Genomic DNA, 15,333 nt, shown 5'->3' with positions numbered 1-15,333 from the left:
CCCACCTCCCGCCTCTCCGACTCCAAGCCTTGATGCGCACCGCGGCCCTCGACTCCTCTTCCCCGTCCGCCTCCTCCGGGACGCCCAAGCCGTTCCGACACGGGACACATCGGGTGATGTCGCCCGAGCAGACCCTGGAGCGCGTGCGACGCCTCATGCCCGTCCTGGGCATCACCCGCATCGCCAACGTCACGGGGTTGGACACGATTGGAATCCCCGTCGTCATGGTGACGCGGCCCAATGCGCGCTCGCTTGCGGTGTCCCAGGGCAAGGGCCTCACGCTCGCGGCGGCGAAGGCGTCCGGGGTGATGGAGTCCGTGGAGGGCTACCATGCCGAGCACATCTCGCTGCCCCTGAAGCTGTCCACGTACAACGAGCTGCGCTTCCGCTCGCCCGTGGTCGACGTGGCGGGACTGCCGCGCCTGTCGGTGAGTCTGTTCCATCCCAACTGGCGCATGCTCTGGGTGGAAGGCGTGGACCTGCTCGGCGGCGGTCCGCTGTGGGTGCCGTTCGACATGGTGCACACCGACTTCACGCTGCCGCTTCCCACCGGAAGTGGCGCGTTCCTCATGAGCAGCAACGGGCTGGCCTCGGGAAATCACGTCCTCGAGGCAACGCTCCATGGGTTGTGCGAGGTGGTGGAGCGTGACGCCACCGCGCTGTGGCACGCGGGTGGAGAACGGAGCCAGGCCGCCACGCGGTTGGACCTGGGCACCGTGGACGACACGGCCTGTCGCGAGGTGCTGGAGACCTATGCGCGCGCGGGCATGGCCGTGGGCGTCTGGGAGACAACGAGCGATGTCGGGGTGCCCGCCTTCGCCTGTTACATCGTCGACCGGGAGTCGGAGCCCTTGCGCCCCGTGGCGGTGGCGGGCGGCATGGGCTGTCACCCGTCGCGGGGCGTGGCGCTGCTGCGGGCTCTGACAGAGGCGGCGCAGAGTCGGCTCACGCGCATCAGCGGGGCGCGGGATGACCTGCACCGCAAGGCGTACGAGGAGGCTCGGGAAGGCGTGGTGGCGGAGCGGCTCCGGACGCGGCTGCGCGAGGAGGTGCCGGTGCGCCGCTTCCAGGACGCTCCGCATCAGGATGCGGAGACGTTCGAAGAGGACCTCGAATGGGTGCTCGCGAAGGTGCGCGCGGCGGGAGTGACACAAGTGGTCGTGGTGGACCTGACGAAGCCGGAGCTGGGGTTGCCCGTGGTGCGCGTGGTGGTACCCGGACTGGAGCCCACGCATGAAGCACCAGGCTATGTCCCGGGCCCTCGCGCACTGCGCGCCATGCGAGGGGATGGGACATGAAGGTGTTCATCTTCACGGGCCCCACGCTGCGCCCCGAGGAGGCGAGCCAGGAGCTGGACGTGGTGTACCTGCCTCCCGTGCAACAGGGTGACGTCTACCGGGCCACGTTGGAGAAGCCGGTGGCCATCGGCATCATCGACGGCTTCTTCGAGCATGTGCCCGCCGTGTGGCACAAGGAAATCCTCTGGGCCCTGGCGGAAGGCATCCACGTCTTCGGCGCCGCGAGCATGGGCGCGCTGCGTGCCGCGGAGCTGACGTCCTTCGGAATGGAGGGAGTCGGCGCCATCTTCGAGGACTTCCAGCGAGGCGTGCTGGAGGACGATGACGAGGTGGCGGTGGCGCACGCGAGCGCCGAGGACCACTGGCGGCCCCTGTCCGAGGCGATGGTGAACATCCGCGCCACGCTGGCGGCGGCTCGGTCGGGCAACGTGGTGAGTGAGAGCACTCGCGCGGCGTTGGAGCGACTGGCCAAGTCCCTCTTCTACGTGGAGCGGGTGTGGCCCACGGTGTTGACGCGAGCCGCACAAGAGGGGCTCCCTGGCGCGGAGCTTGAGGCGCTCAAGGCCTGGCTGCCGCGGGGCCGTGTGGACGCGAAGCGCGCGGATGCGGTGGCGCTGCTGCGCGAGATTCGGGCGCGGATGGAGGCGGGGCTCTCGCCCAAGCAGACGCGCTTCCCCTTTCAGCACACCGACGCGTGGGAAGAGGCCCGGCGGCGCGCGGGCAGACAGCCGCTGCGCTACGCGGCGAATCCCCTGGAAGGAGTGTCGTCCGAGGCGCTGCTCGATGAACTGCGACTGCGCGGCGGGCTGAAGGAGGCGCAACGGTCGAGCATGGCGCGTGCGCTCGCCGTGGAGGAAGCGCGACGGCTGGGCCGCGAGCCGGGCGTGGCGGAGCTTCGCGCGACGGAAGAGGCGTTGCGACAGGAGCGGCAGCTCACCCCCGAGGCTTTCGAGCAATGGAAGTCGGAGCAGTACGTCGACGATGCCCCTCGCCTGCTGCGCGACGAGTCTCACGTGCGCTGGGTGGAGACCCTCTTCGAGCCGGATGTCCTGCGCCACCTGGCGGACCACCTGCGCCTGACGGGCGAATACGGAGCGCTGGTGCAGAGGGCGCGAGACAAGGAGCAGGTGCTCACGGAGGCGGGCCTGTCGGCGCCACGCCTGGAGGACGCGGGCATCACCGAGGGCGCCTTGTGGGCCTGGTACTTCGAGGAGCACCAGGGACGGATGGTTCCAAGCCCCATCCAGCAAGCCGCACGCGACGAGGGATTCCCGGACGTGGACTCCATGCGACGGGCCGCGTTGCGTGAGCTCTGCTACGTGCTCGCGAAGGCGGGGGCGGAAGCCTGAACACAGACCCAGCCTTCGCTGGGTCTCGTTTCGCCAAGGCTTCAGCGCCTGCTCCGGTGGCTTCGTTCATGACGAAGCCAGTGCCTGCTTCGGAGTCAGCTTCGTCGGCGGGTCGGCTTCTTCGTCGGAGGAGTCGCATCCGGCGCCGTGGCCAGCTTCTTCGTCGGAGGAGTCGCATCCGGCGCAGTGGCCAGCTTCTTCGTCGCGGTGACCTTCCGCGCCGGAGAGGTCTTCCTCGGCGCAGCCACCTTCTTCTCCGGAGTCGCCTTCTTCGCCTCGGCGACGACCTTCCGCGCCGGCGCGTTCTCGGAAGCCCCCTGCTCCACCGAGCCCGCATCCGGGCGCAGCACGAAGACGCGGTCCAGCCGCCGGCTGCCACGTGCCACCGGTGAGCTCACGTCGTAGTCGAAGTCATACGCAGCCACCACGCTCAGCCCCGCATCGCGGAACAACTTGCCCGCCTGCGCCGCGTCGTACGTGCGGAAGAACCACGTCGTCTCGATGAGCCAGTCCTTCCCTGGACCGGTGATGCGCAGTCGGTTGCGCATGGGCGAGCGTCGCGCGCGCCGGTCCGGCAGCCCCTCGTGGGTGTTGCAGACGACCTTGTCCTTGCCCACGCGCCCCAACCAGCGCTCGTGCTCGGGCACGCTCCGCGAGTAGTCGGTGAGGTGGAAGCCGAGCACATAGATGCCGTTGGGCTTGAGCAGCCGTCGCGTGCCCTTCAAGTGTGCGAGCGCCGCCGCCTCGCTATCCAGGTAGCGGAAGGTGGAGACAAGGTTGTGCGCGACATCCACCTTCCCCTCCAGCGCGGGCTCGAAGAACTCCTCCATGCGCGACGGGGCCAGCTTCACCCGACGACGCTCCGCCGGAGTCAGCCGCTTTCGCGCGTGCGCGAGCATGGCCTCGGAGATGTCGTAGCCCGCCACCTTCATGCCGCGACTGGCGGCCTCGGCCACCAACCGTCCCGCGCCACACGCGGGCTCCAGCCACTGCGAGCCTCCCGTTCCATGACGCGCGCTGAGCGCCTGGAGGAAATCCGCCTCCCGCACGGTGTCCGTGCCGAAGATGGCCTCGTAGTACTCCGGGTGCTCGTACCAGTCAGTGCGTTTTTCCATGGATGGGTGCCCGCTCGGGCGCGCGCATCCTCAGGTCCCGCGCGGCGAAAGCCAAGCCAAAGCGTGTCAGCCCCTCACGCGGTCCGCTGTTCTGACGACACCACGGGCGAGGCCGACGACTCGGACCCCGGACTCGACATCGCGTCGCGCAGCCGAACCCCGAGCATCCGACGCAGCAGCACCACGCCCAGCGGCAGCGGCAACCACAGGGTGAAACCTCGCAGCAACATCACCGCCGTGAGCCCCACCTCCACGGGCACTCCCAGCGAGGACAGCGTCCCCACCGCGGTGGCCTCGAACGTCCCCACCCCTCCCGGGATGATGCTCAGGGTCATCACCAGCGTCGCCAGCATGAACGCGGCGAATACATCCGGAAAATCCACCGGGTGCCCCACGGCGAAGAACATGCACGAGAGCGTGAGCGCATCCAGCACGAAGGTCGCGAACTGCAACGCGCTCGCACGCACCAGCAGCCACTTGTCGCGCACCAGCTCGGGCGGAACCTGGGAGATGGACTCCAGCAGGCCACTGAGCCCGGGGATGCGCCGAGCCCAGCGCGGCGGCTGCCAGCCTCCGTGCCGCGTCAACCAGAGGATTCCGAAGGGCACCGCGCAAGCGAGCGCGGCGAACGCCGTGGCCAACCCCAGGATGGCCGCGTGGAGCTGCGCGCGGAACCAGATGATGAGGATGGAGATGACCACGGCCACCGCATGCGCCGCATAGAAGGACACCATGTCCACCAGCAGCGCGGCGGTCGCCACCCGAGGGGGAGCCCCTTCCTTCCGGAGCCCCTTCATCACCACCACCGAACCACCAATCCCCGCCGTGGGCACCAACTGGTCGAAGGAGAGCTTCATCAAGGCCAGCCCCGCGGTGCGCATCCACGGCGCCTTCACTCCCGCCGTGCTCAGCGTCACCAGCCAGCAGCCCGCCATCGTGAGATACGAGAAGACCTGGAGCACGGCACCGGCCAGCAGCCACTCCGGCCGCGCGCGCTTCAGCATCTGGGCGAACTGTCGCTCCTCCCCGAAGCGCAGCACCACGAACGCGATGAACGCGCCCAGCAGCACCACACCAGGAAGCCAGCCCCATACGCTGTGATGTCGCGACGAGCCTTCCGCCGACGCGGAGGGCGGACCACCACCTGAGACGGCGTGTCCGTCATGCATGCGCCCACCCTCCCGTTCAAGGAGCGGAGACTCCCGCCGAGTCATCCCTGCGCGCCGAGGCCGCATCCAGCAGCCGCGCCGCCATGCGCATGAAGTCGGCCTCGGTGACGATGCCCACCAGCCGCCTGTCCCTGTCCACCACCGGAAGACAACCGAAGCGGTGGTCCAGGAGCTTGTAGATGCCGTCCCGCACGGGCAGGTCCGACCTCACCATCTCCACATCCCGCGACATGATGCGCGCGACGGAGATGGGCTCCGACTGATGCGCCGCGAGCTGACGCGCCAACGCGCGAATCAAGTCACGATGACTCACCAACCCCACCAGCCGTCCCTCGCGCACCACCGGCAGGTGACGGATGTGGTTGAGCTTCAGCAGGTCATCCACGCGGACCAGGTCATCGGTCTCTTCCAGCGTGACGACATCCCGGGTCATCAGGTCGCCCACGGTGAGCATGACAAGGCCCCTTTCGCCGCGGTCCACGAGCCTCGCGCGCACCATGCGCCGCTCGGGCCGAGTCCCCTCAAGGGTGCGCCCGCGCCCCGGTTCGCGCAGCGAAAGGGCGGGCAGGCGGGCGGGGGCCGGCGTCCCCTCATGCCCCGGGCGTCACGCGCTGGAAATCAGACGGTCATCCCGCGCCAGCTCACGCAGCCGCTCCTTCAGGCTCTTGAACTGTTGGCGAAGGACGGCCGCCTTCCGCTGGAGCCCCTCCGAGGACTGGGTGCCCCCCAACTCCCGAGCGACGTCGAGCCAGGACATCCGACGGTCCACTCGCAGCAGCAGGAGGTTGCGCTCTCCCGGCTCCAGCTGCGCGCGCAAGGAACGGAAGCGGTCCTTCACGGGGGTCTGGAGCCAGGGTGCCGTGCCTGAACGCTCGACGTGCATGAGGTCGACCATCTCCCGGCTCGCCACCCGCTCCCGCCCCGGCGAGAAGGCGGTGGCCATCCGGTACGCGACATTCCGCGCCACGCGATAGGCCCACGTCCTGAAAGTACTCTCCCAACGAAAGCCTGGCAGGTCCCTCACCAGGCTCTCGCAGAAGATGCTGAAGGCCTCTCGCGCCTGCTCTGGCTCTCGCAACAACGTCCCCAGGAGTCTTCGTATCTCCGGGCCATATCCCTCCACCGCGGCTTCCACGGCGCCCGCCGTGTCCTCCAGGGTGCAGCGCTCGCGAATCCTCTGCTCCAGCGCCTCTCGTTCCTTCGGCGACATTCTTCACACCTCCGAGCGGATGGAATGGCTTGCACCGTCATCGTGACGAACGCGGGGTCCTGATGAATTCACATCCATGTCGTCGCGTCCCCATCCCAGTGGAACAGCGGCATGGCCGCCTCACCCCGAGACACCCGCATGCCTCTCATCCTCCTCGTCGACGATGATTCGACCCTCCTCGAAATCTACACCGAGGCTCTCGGGGAACTGGGCTGTGAGGTCGCCTCCGCGCCGAATGGTGAGGTGGCCCTGTCGCTCGCGCAGTCGCTGAAGCCAGACCTCATCCTCACCGACGTGATGATGCCGGGAATGAGCGGCCTGGAGCTTTGCGGGAGGCTGCGCACCGATGAACGGCTGTGCCGCATTCCGCGCATCGTCCACAGCAGCATGGAGTGTGGACCTGGCGCCGCGGATGAAGTCTTCCTGCGCAAGTCCGGTGAGCTGTCCGAGCTTTTGCGGTGTGTCACCAGGTGTCTCGCGCATGGCGACCCGCCGCCCTCCGAGCTGTCATCGGCGGCGTGAGCCGTCAGTCCCACTCCGCCAGCAGCGCACGCGCGGCCCAGGCATCCGCGAGCGCCTGGCTCCCTGAAAAGACTTCCTTCAGCGACTCCAGCAGCACGCGCGCCTCCGCCGCTTCGTCGGTGTGCCGCGCAAGCCTCGCCAACTCCACCGCCGCGCCCAGCTCATGCAGTCGCGCGCCCGTGTCTCGAGCCACCGCGAGCGAGCGCCGGAAGCACTCGCGCGCCTCGCCCATGTCCCCTCGCAGCAACAAAAGCTGCCCGTGGACTCGCAACAACGTCGCCAGGGGATGGCGCGCCACGCGCCCTTCCACATGGACCCGCGCCTGACTCAAGGCGGCCAGCCCCTCGTCGACCTTCCCTCCCGCGAGGTATGCGCGAGCCAGCGTCGTCAGGCACGCGCCCTGGAGCAGCGTCGCGCCCAGCGAGTTCATCAACGCGATTCCCTCGTGGACACGCGCGACGCCGCCCTCCGCGTCTCCGAGGACCGCCAGGGAGAGCCCGTGCAGGCAAATGCTCCCCACCAGGGGCAACGGAAAGCCGTACTCGACACAGAGGCCCACGGCCCGCCCTGACACCTCCAGCATTGTCGCCGGGTCTCCACGCTCCAGCGCCAGCATCGCTCCGAAGACGGACACCGTGGCGATGGCATAGGGATGGCTCATGGACTCGGCGAGGGCGAAGGCCTGCGCCTGCGTCGCGAGCGCGGTGTCGATGTGCCCCAGCACCAGCTCGCTCACCGCCAGGTACATCAGCGCATGCAGGCACTGCTCGGAGGCATGGCCCAGCCGCCCACCGCGAATCTGCGCGAGCTGCTCCGCCACTCCCTCCCGGCCCAGCAGGGCCTTCACCTCCAGGCCATGGCTTCGACACGATGTGTAGTCCGCGCGCCAGAACGCCTGGCTGTTGAGCGCGCCGTGCAGCACCACGCGCGCCTCCAGGTCCGCGTGCTCGTCTCCCTGACAGCGGAAGAGCTCCGCGAGACGGTCCATGCCCTCACCATCTCCACGCACCAGCGCGATGTTCCACAGTCCCCAGAAGAGCGACGTGGGGATGCACTGGGACGGGTCACACAGCGCGGCGGCCCGCGTGAAGGCGTCCTCCACCTCGCGCGTTCCGAAGCCCTTCGAGGCCACCAGCGCCTGTCCCAGCTCGACGCTAAGGACGATGTCGAACTCATCCCGCTCGCGGGAGGGCGGCAAGAGTTCCAGTTGCCCCAGCGCCCGCGAGTAGTGGCTGATGGCCTCCGGGAAGGCCGACTTCGCGCCCGCGAGCTGGCCCGCGCTCCGCCAGAACTCCGCGGCCTGGCGCGTCAGCCCCGCGAGCGTGGCGTGGTGGGCCACCAACTCCGGCTGCTCCTCCACCACCTCGGGGAACTGCTCGGAGAGCACCTGCACGACACGACCGTGGTAGCGCTGGCGCGTGCTGCGCAGGAGCGACTGGTAGGCCGCTTCCTGGATGAGCGCGTGTCGGAAGGCGTACGTGGTGCATGGCGGCTGGCCCTGCCGGAAGAGCAGTCCCGCCTCTTCCAGTCGCTCCAGCTCCGGCTCCAGCTCGTCTTCCCGGAGGAAGGACACCGCGCGCAGCGTCTCGTAGTTGAACTCTCGCCCCAGCGTGGCCGCGAGCTGCACCTGGGAGCGCTGCCGGGGAGGAAGCTGGTCCAGGCGCGCGAGGAGTAGCTCGTGCAACACCGCGGGCACCGCGGAGAGCGTCTCGCCCGAGTCCCCTCGCACGGCCTCCTGCTCCACCACCACCCGCGTCAGCTCCTCGACGAAGAGGGGGACTCCATCGGTCCGGGACACCAGTCGCGCCACCGTCTTCGGAGTCAGGGCGCGCTGGCCCGCGACCTCGCGCACCAGCGCCGCGGTGGCCTCGGGAGGCAGGGGCTCCACATCCAGGAGTTGGAGCGCCGCGTGCTCGCTCCACACCTGCGTGACACCCGGGCGCGCGGTGAGCAGCACACACAGGCGAGTCCCCTCCAACCGCTCCAGCAGCACTCCTAGGAACTGGAGGGTGGACGGGTCCGCCCAGTGCAGATCCTCCACCACCAGCACCACCGGCCTGCGCACGTCCTCGTGACGGAACACCTCCACCAGGGCCTTCATCACCGCGGCCCGCTGCCGCTCACCGGACAGGTGCAGGAAGGGCGAGCCTTCCGGAACAGGCAGCGACAAGAACGAAGCGAGCGGACACGAGAGCTCCACGTCCACGCCCAGCACGCCCAGACGCTCCACCAGACGCGCGAGCTTGCGCTCGGGAGCGTCATCGCGGGCGAAGCCCAGGAAGCGCTGGAACCAGTCGATGAGCGGATGGAAGGCGCTGCCCGTTCCCCGCACGCCGCACTGACAACGCGCCCAGGTGCTCGTCCCCGGTGCCTCCCGGTCATGCAGCTCCTGAACGAGTCGCGACTTGCCGATGCCCGCGTCCCCTCGCACCAGGACGCCCACGCCGCGTCCACTCAGCGCATCGGCCCGCCACGTCGTGAGCCGCTGGAGTTCCTTCTCGCGGCCCACCAACGGCGACAACGCGCCGACCACCAGGGCCCGATCGAACCGGCTCGCACCCGGCCGCTCTCCCAGCGCTTCATGCACGTCCAGCCATGACGTGCCCGACAGTCCCTCGAAGGCCCAGGCCCCCAGTGAGCGCGTGCGGATGCGGCCTCGCACCAACGCATGCGTGCCCTCGGTGAGCAGCACCGCGTCGGGCCCCGCCTGTGCGGCCAGCCACGAGGCCACCTTGGGCGCCTCGCCCTGCATGGGAGGCGCCGTGCCGTGCAACAGCGGCGAGGCATCCGCCAACGCCACGCGGTCCGTGTGCAACCCCACCTTCACCACCACGCCCGGAGGCCCCAGCCCCGCGAGTTCACCGGGCAGCACCTCTTGCAGCCGCAGCGCCGCGCGCACCGCCCGCTCCGAGTCCCCCTCGCGCGCCACGGGGAAACCGAAGCACGCGAGCACCTCCGCGCCCACCGCGAGCGTCATCGCGCCCTCGTGCTCGTGGATGATGCGCGTGCAGCCCTGGTGGAAGGCGCCCTCCAGCTCGCTGCAATCCTCCGGATCCAGGCGCTCCATGCCACCGCGTTCCTGCGCGAGCCGGCACGACACCAGCGTCACCAACCGACGACCGGAGATGCTCGAGCGCGAGGCCGAGTTGACGTCCAGCGCCAGCAGCCGACGCAAGCCGCGCAGTCGCTCCAGCAACTCGCCTCCATTCGCCGGCCGCTCCGCCGGGTCCTTCGCCAGCGCCGAGGCCACCAGTCGCACGAGTTCCTCCGGCAACCCGGGGCATCTCCAGCTCACCGAGGGCATGGGCTGGGAGGAAGGGATGTGCAGGCGCAGCTCGGCGGCCTTCGAGCGCGGCAGCGGGTGCTCGCCGGTGAGCATCTCGTAGAGCAACAGCCCCGCGGCCCACACGTCGGCCCTCGCGTCCGGCGGCTCGCCCCGCCACTGCTCCGGAGCCATGTACGCGGGAGTTCCCGCGCGCGCGGCTTCGGGCGCCAGGGCGGGTCCGGCCGGTGAGCGCGCGAGGCCGAAGTCGAGCAGCTTCGCCCTGCCATCCGCGAGCACGAAGACGTTGGCGGGCTTGAGGTCGCGATGCACCAGGCGCCGCTCATGCGCATGCGCGAGCCCCGCGGCCACGTCCGTCATCAGGTCCAACGTGCGCCGCAAGTCGGGTCGCTCCCGGCGCAGCATTCGCTGCAGCGATTCGCCCTCCAGGAACTCCATCACCAGGAAGGGCACGCGCAGCGGCACCTCCTCGCCTTGCGCCAGCGTCCCGGTGTTCCACGCGGACACGTCATGGATGCGGACGATGTTCTCGTGGTCCAGCCGGGCAATCGCCTGCGCCTCCTCGCGCAATGCGGCCAGCAGCGAGGGCGTCGCGAGGCCCCGGTGCGCGGCGAGGAACTTCAGCGCCACCGTGCGCCACAGCTCGTGGTCCACCGCGCGGAACACCTGCCCCATGCCGCCGCCGCCCAGCAGACCGAGGACCTCGTACCGACGGCCGTCCAGACCTCCCAGCCTGTCTCCCGGGAGAGGCACCGGACTCGCGGAGCCTCCATGGATGAGGCCCTGGAGCACCGCGTCCTCGAACTCCGAGCCCGCGTGCGTGGGGGCATTCCCCGCGCCGGGGGAGACCCCGCCCGGGCCCTCCGCCACGCCACTGGGTGTGCTCATCGCTTCCGGCCCTCCGTCGAGGCACCGTCCGCCCGGCCGTCAGCCCAGGCGCGTGCGGCCCCTCCTTGGTGGAGAGAGCACCGAAGGACTGTTTGTGACGAAACTCCGGAGCGCGAGGCTTTAGCGCACGAGCGAGCAGGCTCAGTGCGCCGGATGCCCCATCAGACGCGCGAGCCCGAACATCAGGGCCAGTCCCACGAACAGCGCCAGCACGTTGCGGCCCGGCTGGTCCTTGCCGTGTCGATGCACGTGCGGCAGCAGGTCCGACACGGCGATGTAGAGGAACGTGCCCGCGGAGAAGGCCAGCGCCTTGGGCGCCATGCTCTCGAAGCGCAGCACCGCGTCGAAGGCGAAGTACAGCAGCGCTCCCGCCGGCACCATCAACCCGTACAGCACGGAGAGCAGGAGGATGGAGCTTCGCGAGCGCCCCTCCGTCTTCAGGATGGAGGCGAGCGACAGCGCGGAGGGGACCTTGTGCGCGACGATGGCCAGGAGCGCCATCAACCCCACGCCCTCCTCCACCGCCGAGCCCAGGGCGATGCCGTCGAACAGCGTGTGCGTGGACAGCCCGAGGAACGCGGTGAGCCCCAGCACCTGCCCGGCCTGCGCGGGGGAGCGCCCGCTGCCGGACATGTGGTCTCCGGGCAGGTCCTCACCCGCGTGCGCCACCAGGTAGCGCTCCAGCACGAGCAGGAAGACGAAGCCCGCGGGCACCAGCGCGAAGGCCCACCAGCCCCCGCCCTCGTACGCCTCCGGCAACATGTGGAAGAAGGCCGCGCCCAGCATGACGCCCGCGGCGAAGGCGAGGAAGCGGACCAGCTGCGTGGGCCGCTGATTCCACAACACCACCATCGCGCCAAGCAGCGCGCCGATGACGACGATGAGGGAGTAGAGGGCCACCGTGGCCAGGACCGACATGGGGCGCGCACCCTACAACAAAACCGCCACAACAAAACCGCCGACTCAGTAGCGCCGCACCACCACCAACCCCACCCGGCCCGGCTTCACGTCCACCGTGTGCTCCGACACCCGTCCCCCCGCTTCTACACGGACCGTGTGGCTCCCCGCCGGCACCCGGAAACGCGCCACCTGGAACTCAGCGGGCAAGGAAAGCCAGGAGCGCAGGTCTGGCGCATTGCCAGCGTTGAGCAGGAGGAAGGCCAGCACGCCCAGCTCCTCGCTCTTGGTCGCGGCGCCGAGGCCCGCCGCCAGGCCCGCCTTCACCGCCACGCTGGCGAGCTGCTTGGCCAGCATCCCGCCGATGCGGGTGTCCAGGTGCAGCCGCGCGACGTCCGCGAGGGACGTCACCGTCACCGCCCGCTCGTCCTGGTCTCCCAACTGCACACGCACCGACGGCGCGCTGCCCCGGTCCCGGTAGACGGGCACCTCGATGAGATTGCCGCCGGTGCCGTAGTCGCGGGACGTGGGCTGCTTCTCCGGCGACAGCCCCGCTTCCACCACCACCACGACCTGGGACTCGTCGCGGGCCAGGGGCGGATGGGCCACCTCCGGGTACTTCTCCTTCAGCGCCGCGTAGACGTCATCGCGGCCGGTGTACTTCGACAGCCGCAGCAGGGGCTCCACCAGCGCGCCCAGCCGGGGCTCCAGCTCGTACGCCTTCGCGTAGTCGATATAGGCCGAGTCCCAGTCGCGCTGGTCCTCGCGGATGACACCGCCCAGGTAGCGGGCGATGGCGAGCTGCTGGTACGGCTTCTTCTCCTCGGTGACCATCTTCTGGAGGCGCTCGTTGACCTGACGCACCTCCACCATGGCCGCCTCGTCGTCTCCCAGCTCCGCGTAGTTGAGCGCCTGGACGACGGAGATCATCAGCTTCTCGAAGTCCTCGCCGCGGTAGGCGCGCTGGCGCTCGTTCGTCACGAGCGCCCCCGCCTCTTCGCTGACGGAGACGCCGTCGAGCCGTGCGCTGAGCTGCTCCGCCTCCTCCATCACCTTGTTGCTCTCCGCCCACTCGCCAGCGGCGTGCAGCACCATGCCCTTGTCCAGGAGCACGAGCAGCGCGTCCTTCTCCGAGCCCTCTTTCGAGACGGCGTCGAGCCCCACCAGCGCGCCCGGATAGTCTTCCGACTGATAGGACATGCGGACGCCGCGCGTGCGCGCCACGTAGTCGCCCGCGCAGCCAGTCAGCAGGAGCACGCTCGCCAGCGCGAGCACGCCCCCACCTCGAGGGCGCGCCAGGTGGCGGAGAAGAGAGGTCATGAGCAGTCGAGCCTTCGCGTGGAGCCAGCGGCTTGCGTCAGCCTGCTACCAGCTGACGCCGCGCTTCTCGAACTTCTTGCGGATCTGCTTCTCGTCCGTCCACTCGATGAGGCCGGTGCGCACGTTGCTCAGCTTCGCCGTCATCTTGTAGTACACGAGCTTGTCGCGGCCGACCTCCTGGATGATGGAGGCCAGGTCGCCCGTCATCATGAAGTCCACGGACACCTGGGCGCCCGGGCCCTTGGCAGCGTTCGGGTCCACGTAGCCCGACTGCTGGTACTCGTACTCCTCCGCGATGTCCTGGCGCGCGGCCTGATCCACCATGGCGAAGCGGCCCGTCTGCGCGAGCGCCGTCTGAATCTTGTCGCCCAGCGAGCGCATGTCGATGTGCTCGGACGTGCTGTTCTTCAGCTTGCCCACGAGGACGATGGGCAGCGAGCCGTCCGGACGCGGCGTGGAGAAGCGCGGCGAGTTGGCCAGCGACTCCGCCATCTTCTTGGCGATGAGCTGCAGGTCATTCTCGTTGAACTGGTCCGACAGCATCTCGATTTCGTTCGGGTCTTCGTACGACCCGCGCGTGTACGCGCGCGGGCCACTGCACGCGACGAGCGAGGCGGCGAGGCAGGCGGTCAGGATGAGGCGATGGGTCTTCATGGTGCGTATGACTCCTAGTTCCATTCGCATTCGAAGCGGCTGCCCTCGAAGTTCCATTTGTAGTTGAGCACCGCGTCACGGCGGTACCCCGCCGTCAGGCGGCACAGGCTCATGAGCGAGGCGCGGGGATAGTCGAAGGTGTAGCTCTGCGACTTCGTCCGTTCCTGCGGAGTGAGCTGGGAGGGATGGGTGAGCGTGGGGCTGGCGCTGGCGACCACCAGCACGTTGTGCTTGCCGTACGTCTTCAGCGGCACCCGCCCGGAGAGCTGAACGCGGCGCACCGTGCGCGCGACGAGGATGTCGCTGCGGTCCACCGTCGTCTCGTGGCGGTTGCGGCGCTGGAGCAGGTCCGTGATGTTGGCGCTGAAGACGCGGGTGAGGTCCCCGTCGTCGACGAAGAAATAGAGGAACGCCTCGCGCGCGACGCGGCTCTCACCGGTGAAGTCCATCGTCACCAGCAGCTCCAGCTCCCGGTTGGGCGCGATGCCGTGGCGCGACACCGCCGCGAGCACGTTCTTGTCCACCCCGGCCTTCTTCAACTTGATGAGGCCGTCCGCGCTGGCGTCACATGCGCAGCGCCGCTCTTCAATCATCTTCACCAGCTGCGCGGGCTCGAAGCCGGCCTGGGACAGCTTGGTCAGCTCCTCGTCCGTGAGGGGAAGCTGGTCCGAGCGCTCGTAGATGCGCGGCAACTGGTTCGGGTCCCACTGGATGATGTTGTAGGTCTGCGTGGTGCCCGTGGGGAAAGGCAGGGAGACCTGCGGACCTCCTCCCGTGGAGGAGAGGCTGACGGGGGCCTGACTGGAGGCCAACGCCAGCGTGGCTGCGAGCACTTGGGCAATCATGGCGAGCGACCTCCCCTAGAACCTGTAACCGATGGACATGCCCAGCCGGTGCGTCACGCCGCCACCGCCGATGGGGATGTCCGGGTTGTAGTTGAGCCCCAAGAGGATGTTGTCCCGGTGGCCCATCAGAATCTCGGCGCCCACCTGGGGGGAGATGCCGAAGCGCAGCCCCTCCGCCTCGGGAATCACGATGGCGCCAGCCCTCAGGCCCGCGGTGAACACCAGCGGCCAGCCCCAGGTGCGGAACTTCGGTCCCACCATGCCGATGAAGCGACCACCGTCGAAGACATAGGCGGCGCTCGCGTCGAGCGAGAACCAGTCCGCGCCCCACAGCGACAGCGTGGCGCCCACGTACAGCGGCGGGCCCGACGGCGCGTCCTCGGGGGGCTCCTTGTCATTGATGGCCGCACCCCAGTCGAGCTGGAGCGACACGCCCTGGCTGTTCGAGCCCGAATAGCCGCCCTTGCCATACTCGGATTCCTCGGGCCCATCCGTGCGGCCCCGGTCCTGCGCGGCCGCGGTCAACGGCGCCGCGACGGCCAGCGACAGAAGGGCTCCGCACAACCTGGAATGACGCTTCATCTCGAAGACTCCCACATGCGGTAGGTGCGAAAATTCCAACGCAACGACGGTGCGGCGTCACCAATATTCAAAACACCCTTCCGGCAGGCAAGGGCTCCCTGTCTCTGTCGCACCCTCTCAGGAGGTGCGAGGGCCCGTCGGAGGGAGGTCCTGGGGGGCATCTGGCTGGCGGTCCTGGGCTGTGCTTTAGTCACACCGCCT

Annotated in this window: 13 protein-coding genes; 3 read left to right on the top strand and 10 right to left on the bottom strand. The window is 69.2% G+C overall.

The features are described from left to right. Nucleotides 1-32 precede the first annotated feature (32 nt). Complete coding sequence (locus FJV41_RS40060; protein ID WP_141647893.1) at nucleotides 33-1,298, top strand: YcaO-like family protein; 1,266 nt, start codon at nucleotides 33-35, stop codon at nucleotides 1,296-1,298. Next, entirely contained in the window at nucleotides 1,295-2,647 is a 1,353-nt protein-coding gene (locus FJV41_RS40055) for a TfuA-like protein (protein ID WP_141647892.1), read from the top strand. Before FJV41_RS40060 ends, FJV41_RS40055 begins: the two co-directional genes overlap by 4 nt. Nucleotides 2,648-2,742: 95 nt before the next feature. Here FJV41_RS40055 and FJV41_RS40050 read toward each other — a convergent pair whose 3' ends face one another. The 4 genes from FJV41_RS40050 to FJV41_RS40035 all read right to left on the bottom strand — a co-directional run bounded on the left by FJV41_RS40050 (nucleotide 2,743) and on the right by FJV41_RS40035 (nucleotide 6,141). After that, nucleotides 2,743-3,762, bottom strand: a complete 1,020-nt coding sequence (locus FJV41_RS40050) for a class I SAM-dependent methyltransferase (RefSeq protein WP_141647891.1) — start codon at nucleotides 3,760-3,762, stop codon at nucleotides 2,743-2,745. 74 nt (nucleotides 3,763-3,836) lie between these two features. Next, a complete protein-coding gene (locus FJV41_RS40045) occupies nucleotides 3,837-4,931 on the bottom strand; it encodes a lysylphosphatidylglycerol synthase transmembrane domain-containing protein (protein ID WP_246137715.1) in 1,095 nt (364 codons plus the stop codon). 16 nt (nucleotides 4,932-4,947) lie between these two features. After that, a complete protein-coding gene (locus FJV41_RS40040) occupies nucleotides 4,948-5,385 on the bottom strand; it encodes a CBS domain-containing protein (protein WP_141647889.1) in 438 nt (145 codons plus the stop codon). A 150-nt stretch (nucleotides 5,386-5,535) separates the two neighbouring features. Continuing rightward, nucleotides 5,536-6,141 carry an RNA polymerase sigma factor gene (locus tag FJV41_RS40035; protein WP_141647888.1) on the bottom strand — a complete coding sequence of 202 codons (606 nt, stop codon included), beginning with the start codon at nucleotides 6,139-6,141 and terminating at the stop codon, nucleotides 5,536-5,538. A 138-nt stretch (nucleotides 6,142-6,279) separates the two neighbouring features. On the opposite strand from FJV41_RS40035, the gene FJV41_RS40030 reads away from it, so the two are divergent. Then, entirely contained in the window at nucleotides 6,280-6,663 is a 384-nt protein-coding gene (locus FJV41_RS40030) for a response regulator (protein WP_174461526.1), read from the top strand. 4 nt (nucleotides 6,664-6,667) lie between these two features. On the opposite strand, the gene FJV41_RS40025 is transcribed toward FJV41_RS40030, so the two are convergent. The 6 genes from FJV41_RS40025 to FJV41_RS40000 form a co-directional block, all read right to left on the bottom strand. Further along, nucleotides 6,668-10,834 (bottom strand): protein kinase domain-containing protein, encoded by a 4,167-nt coding sequence (locus FJV41_RS40025; protein ID WP_141647886.1) that lies wholly within the window; start codon nucleotides 10,832-10,834, stop codon nucleotides 6,668-6,670. A gap of 141 nt (nucleotides 10,835-10,975) precedes the next feature. Beyond that, nucleotides 10,976-11,752 (bottom strand): ZIP family metal transporter, encoded by a 777-nt coding sequence (locus tag FJV41_RS40020; RefSeq protein WP_141647885.1) that lies wholly within the window; start codon nucleotides 11,750-11,752, stop codon nucleotides 10,976-10,978. 45 nt (nucleotides 11,753-11,797) lie between these two features. Next, on the bottom strand, nucleotides 11,798-13,051 hold the full coding sequence (locus tag FJV41_RS40015; protein ID WP_141647884.1) for a COG3014 family protein: 1,254 nt from the start codon (nucleotides 13,049-13,051) through the stop codon (nucleotides 11,798-11,800). A 45-nt stretch (nucleotides 13,052-13,096) separates the two neighbouring features. Then, complete coding sequence (gene lpoB / locus FJV41_RS40010) at nucleotides 13,097-13,705, bottom strand: penicillin-binding protein activator LpoB (RefSeq protein ID WP_141647883.1); 609 nt, start codon at nucleotides 13,703-13,705, stop codon at nucleotides 13,097-13,099. Between the two features lie 14 nt (nucleotides 13,706-13,719). After that, nucleotides 13,720-14,550 (bottom strand): hypothetical protein, encoded by an 831-nt coding sequence (locus tag FJV41_RS40005; protein WP_141647882.1) that lies wholly within the window; start codon nucleotides 14,548-14,550, stop codon nucleotides 13,720-13,722. 15 nt (nucleotides 14,551-14,565) lie between these two features. Continuing rightward, on the bottom strand, nucleotides 14,566-15,132 hold the full coding sequence (locus FJV41_RS40000) for a hypothetical protein (RefSeq protein WP_141647881.1): 567 nt from the start codon (nucleotides 15,130-15,132) through the stop codon (nucleotides 14,566-14,568). Between the last annotated feature and the right edge of the window lie 201 nt (nucleotides 15,133-15,333).

It is taken from the genome of Myxococcus llanfairpwllgwyngyllgogerychwyrndrobwllllantysiliogogogochensis (assembly GCF_006636215.1).
In the GTDB taxonomy this organism is placed as follows: domain Bacteria; phylum Myxococcota; class Myxococcia; order Myxococcales; family Myxococcaceae; genus Myxococcus; species Myxococcus llanfairpwllgwyngyllgogerychwyrndrobwllllantysiliogogogochensis.
The sequence above is the reverse complement of the archived record's forward strand: the minus strand, read 5'-3'. Positions and strand labels throughout refer to the sequence as shown.

Excerpts from the sequence above, each read along its gene's own strand:
- FJV41_RS40060 (WP_141647893.1), top strand. The coding sequence starts at position 33 with ATGCGCACCGCGGCCCTCGACTCCTCTTCCCCGTCCGCCTCCTCCGGG.
- FJV41_RS40055 (WP_141647892.1), top strand. The coding sequence starts at position 1,295 with ATGAAGGTGTTCATCTTCACGGGCCCCACGCTGCGCCCCGAGGAGGCG.
- FJV41_RS40050 (WP_141647891.1), bottom strand. The coding sequence starts at position 3,762 with ATGGAAAAACGCACTGACTGGTACGAGCACCCGGAGTACTACGAGGCC.
- FJV41_RS40045 (WP_246137715.1), bottom strand. The coding sequence starts at position 4,931 with ATGCATGACGGACACGCCGTCTCAGGTGGTGGTCCGCCCTCCGCGTCG.
- FJV41_RS40040 (WP_141647889.1), bottom strand. The coding sequence starts at position 5,385 with ATGCTCACCGTGGGCGACCTGATGACCCGGGATGTCGTCACGCTGGAA.
- FJV41_RS40035 (WP_141647888.1), bottom strand. The coding sequence starts at position 6,141 with ATGTCGCCGAAGGAACGAGAGGCGCTGGAGCAGAGGATTCGCGAGCGC.
- FJV41_RS40030 (WP_174461526.1), top strand. The coding sequence starts at position 6,280 with ATGCCTCTCATCCTCCTCGTCGACGATGATTCGACCCTCCTCGAAATC.
- FJV41_RS40025 (WP_141647886.1), bottom strand. The coding sequence starts at position 10,834 with ATGAGCACACCCAGTGGCGTGGCGGAGGGCCCGGGCGGGGTCTCCCCC.
- FJV41_RS40020 (WP_141647885.1), bottom strand. The coding sequence starts at position 11,752 with ATGTCGGTCCTGGCCACGGTGGCCCTCTACTCCCTCATCGTCGTCATC.
- FJV41_RS40015 (WP_141647884.1), bottom strand. The coding sequence starts at position 13,051 with ATGACCTCTCTTCTCCGCCACCTGGCGCGCCCTCGAGGTGGGGGCGTG.
- lpoB (WP_141647883.1), bottom strand. The coding sequence starts at position 13,705 with ATGAAGACCCATCGCCTCATCCTGACCGCCTGCCTCGCCGCCTCGCTC.
- FJV41_RS40005 (WP_141647882.1), bottom strand. The coding sequence starts at position 14,550 with ATGATTGCCCAAGTGCTCGCAGCCACGCTGGCGTTGGCCTCCAGTCAG.
- FJV41_RS40000 (WP_141647881.1), bottom strand. The coding sequence starts at position 15,132 with ATGAAGCGTCATTCCAGGTTGTGCGGAGCCCTTCTGTCGCTGGCCGTC.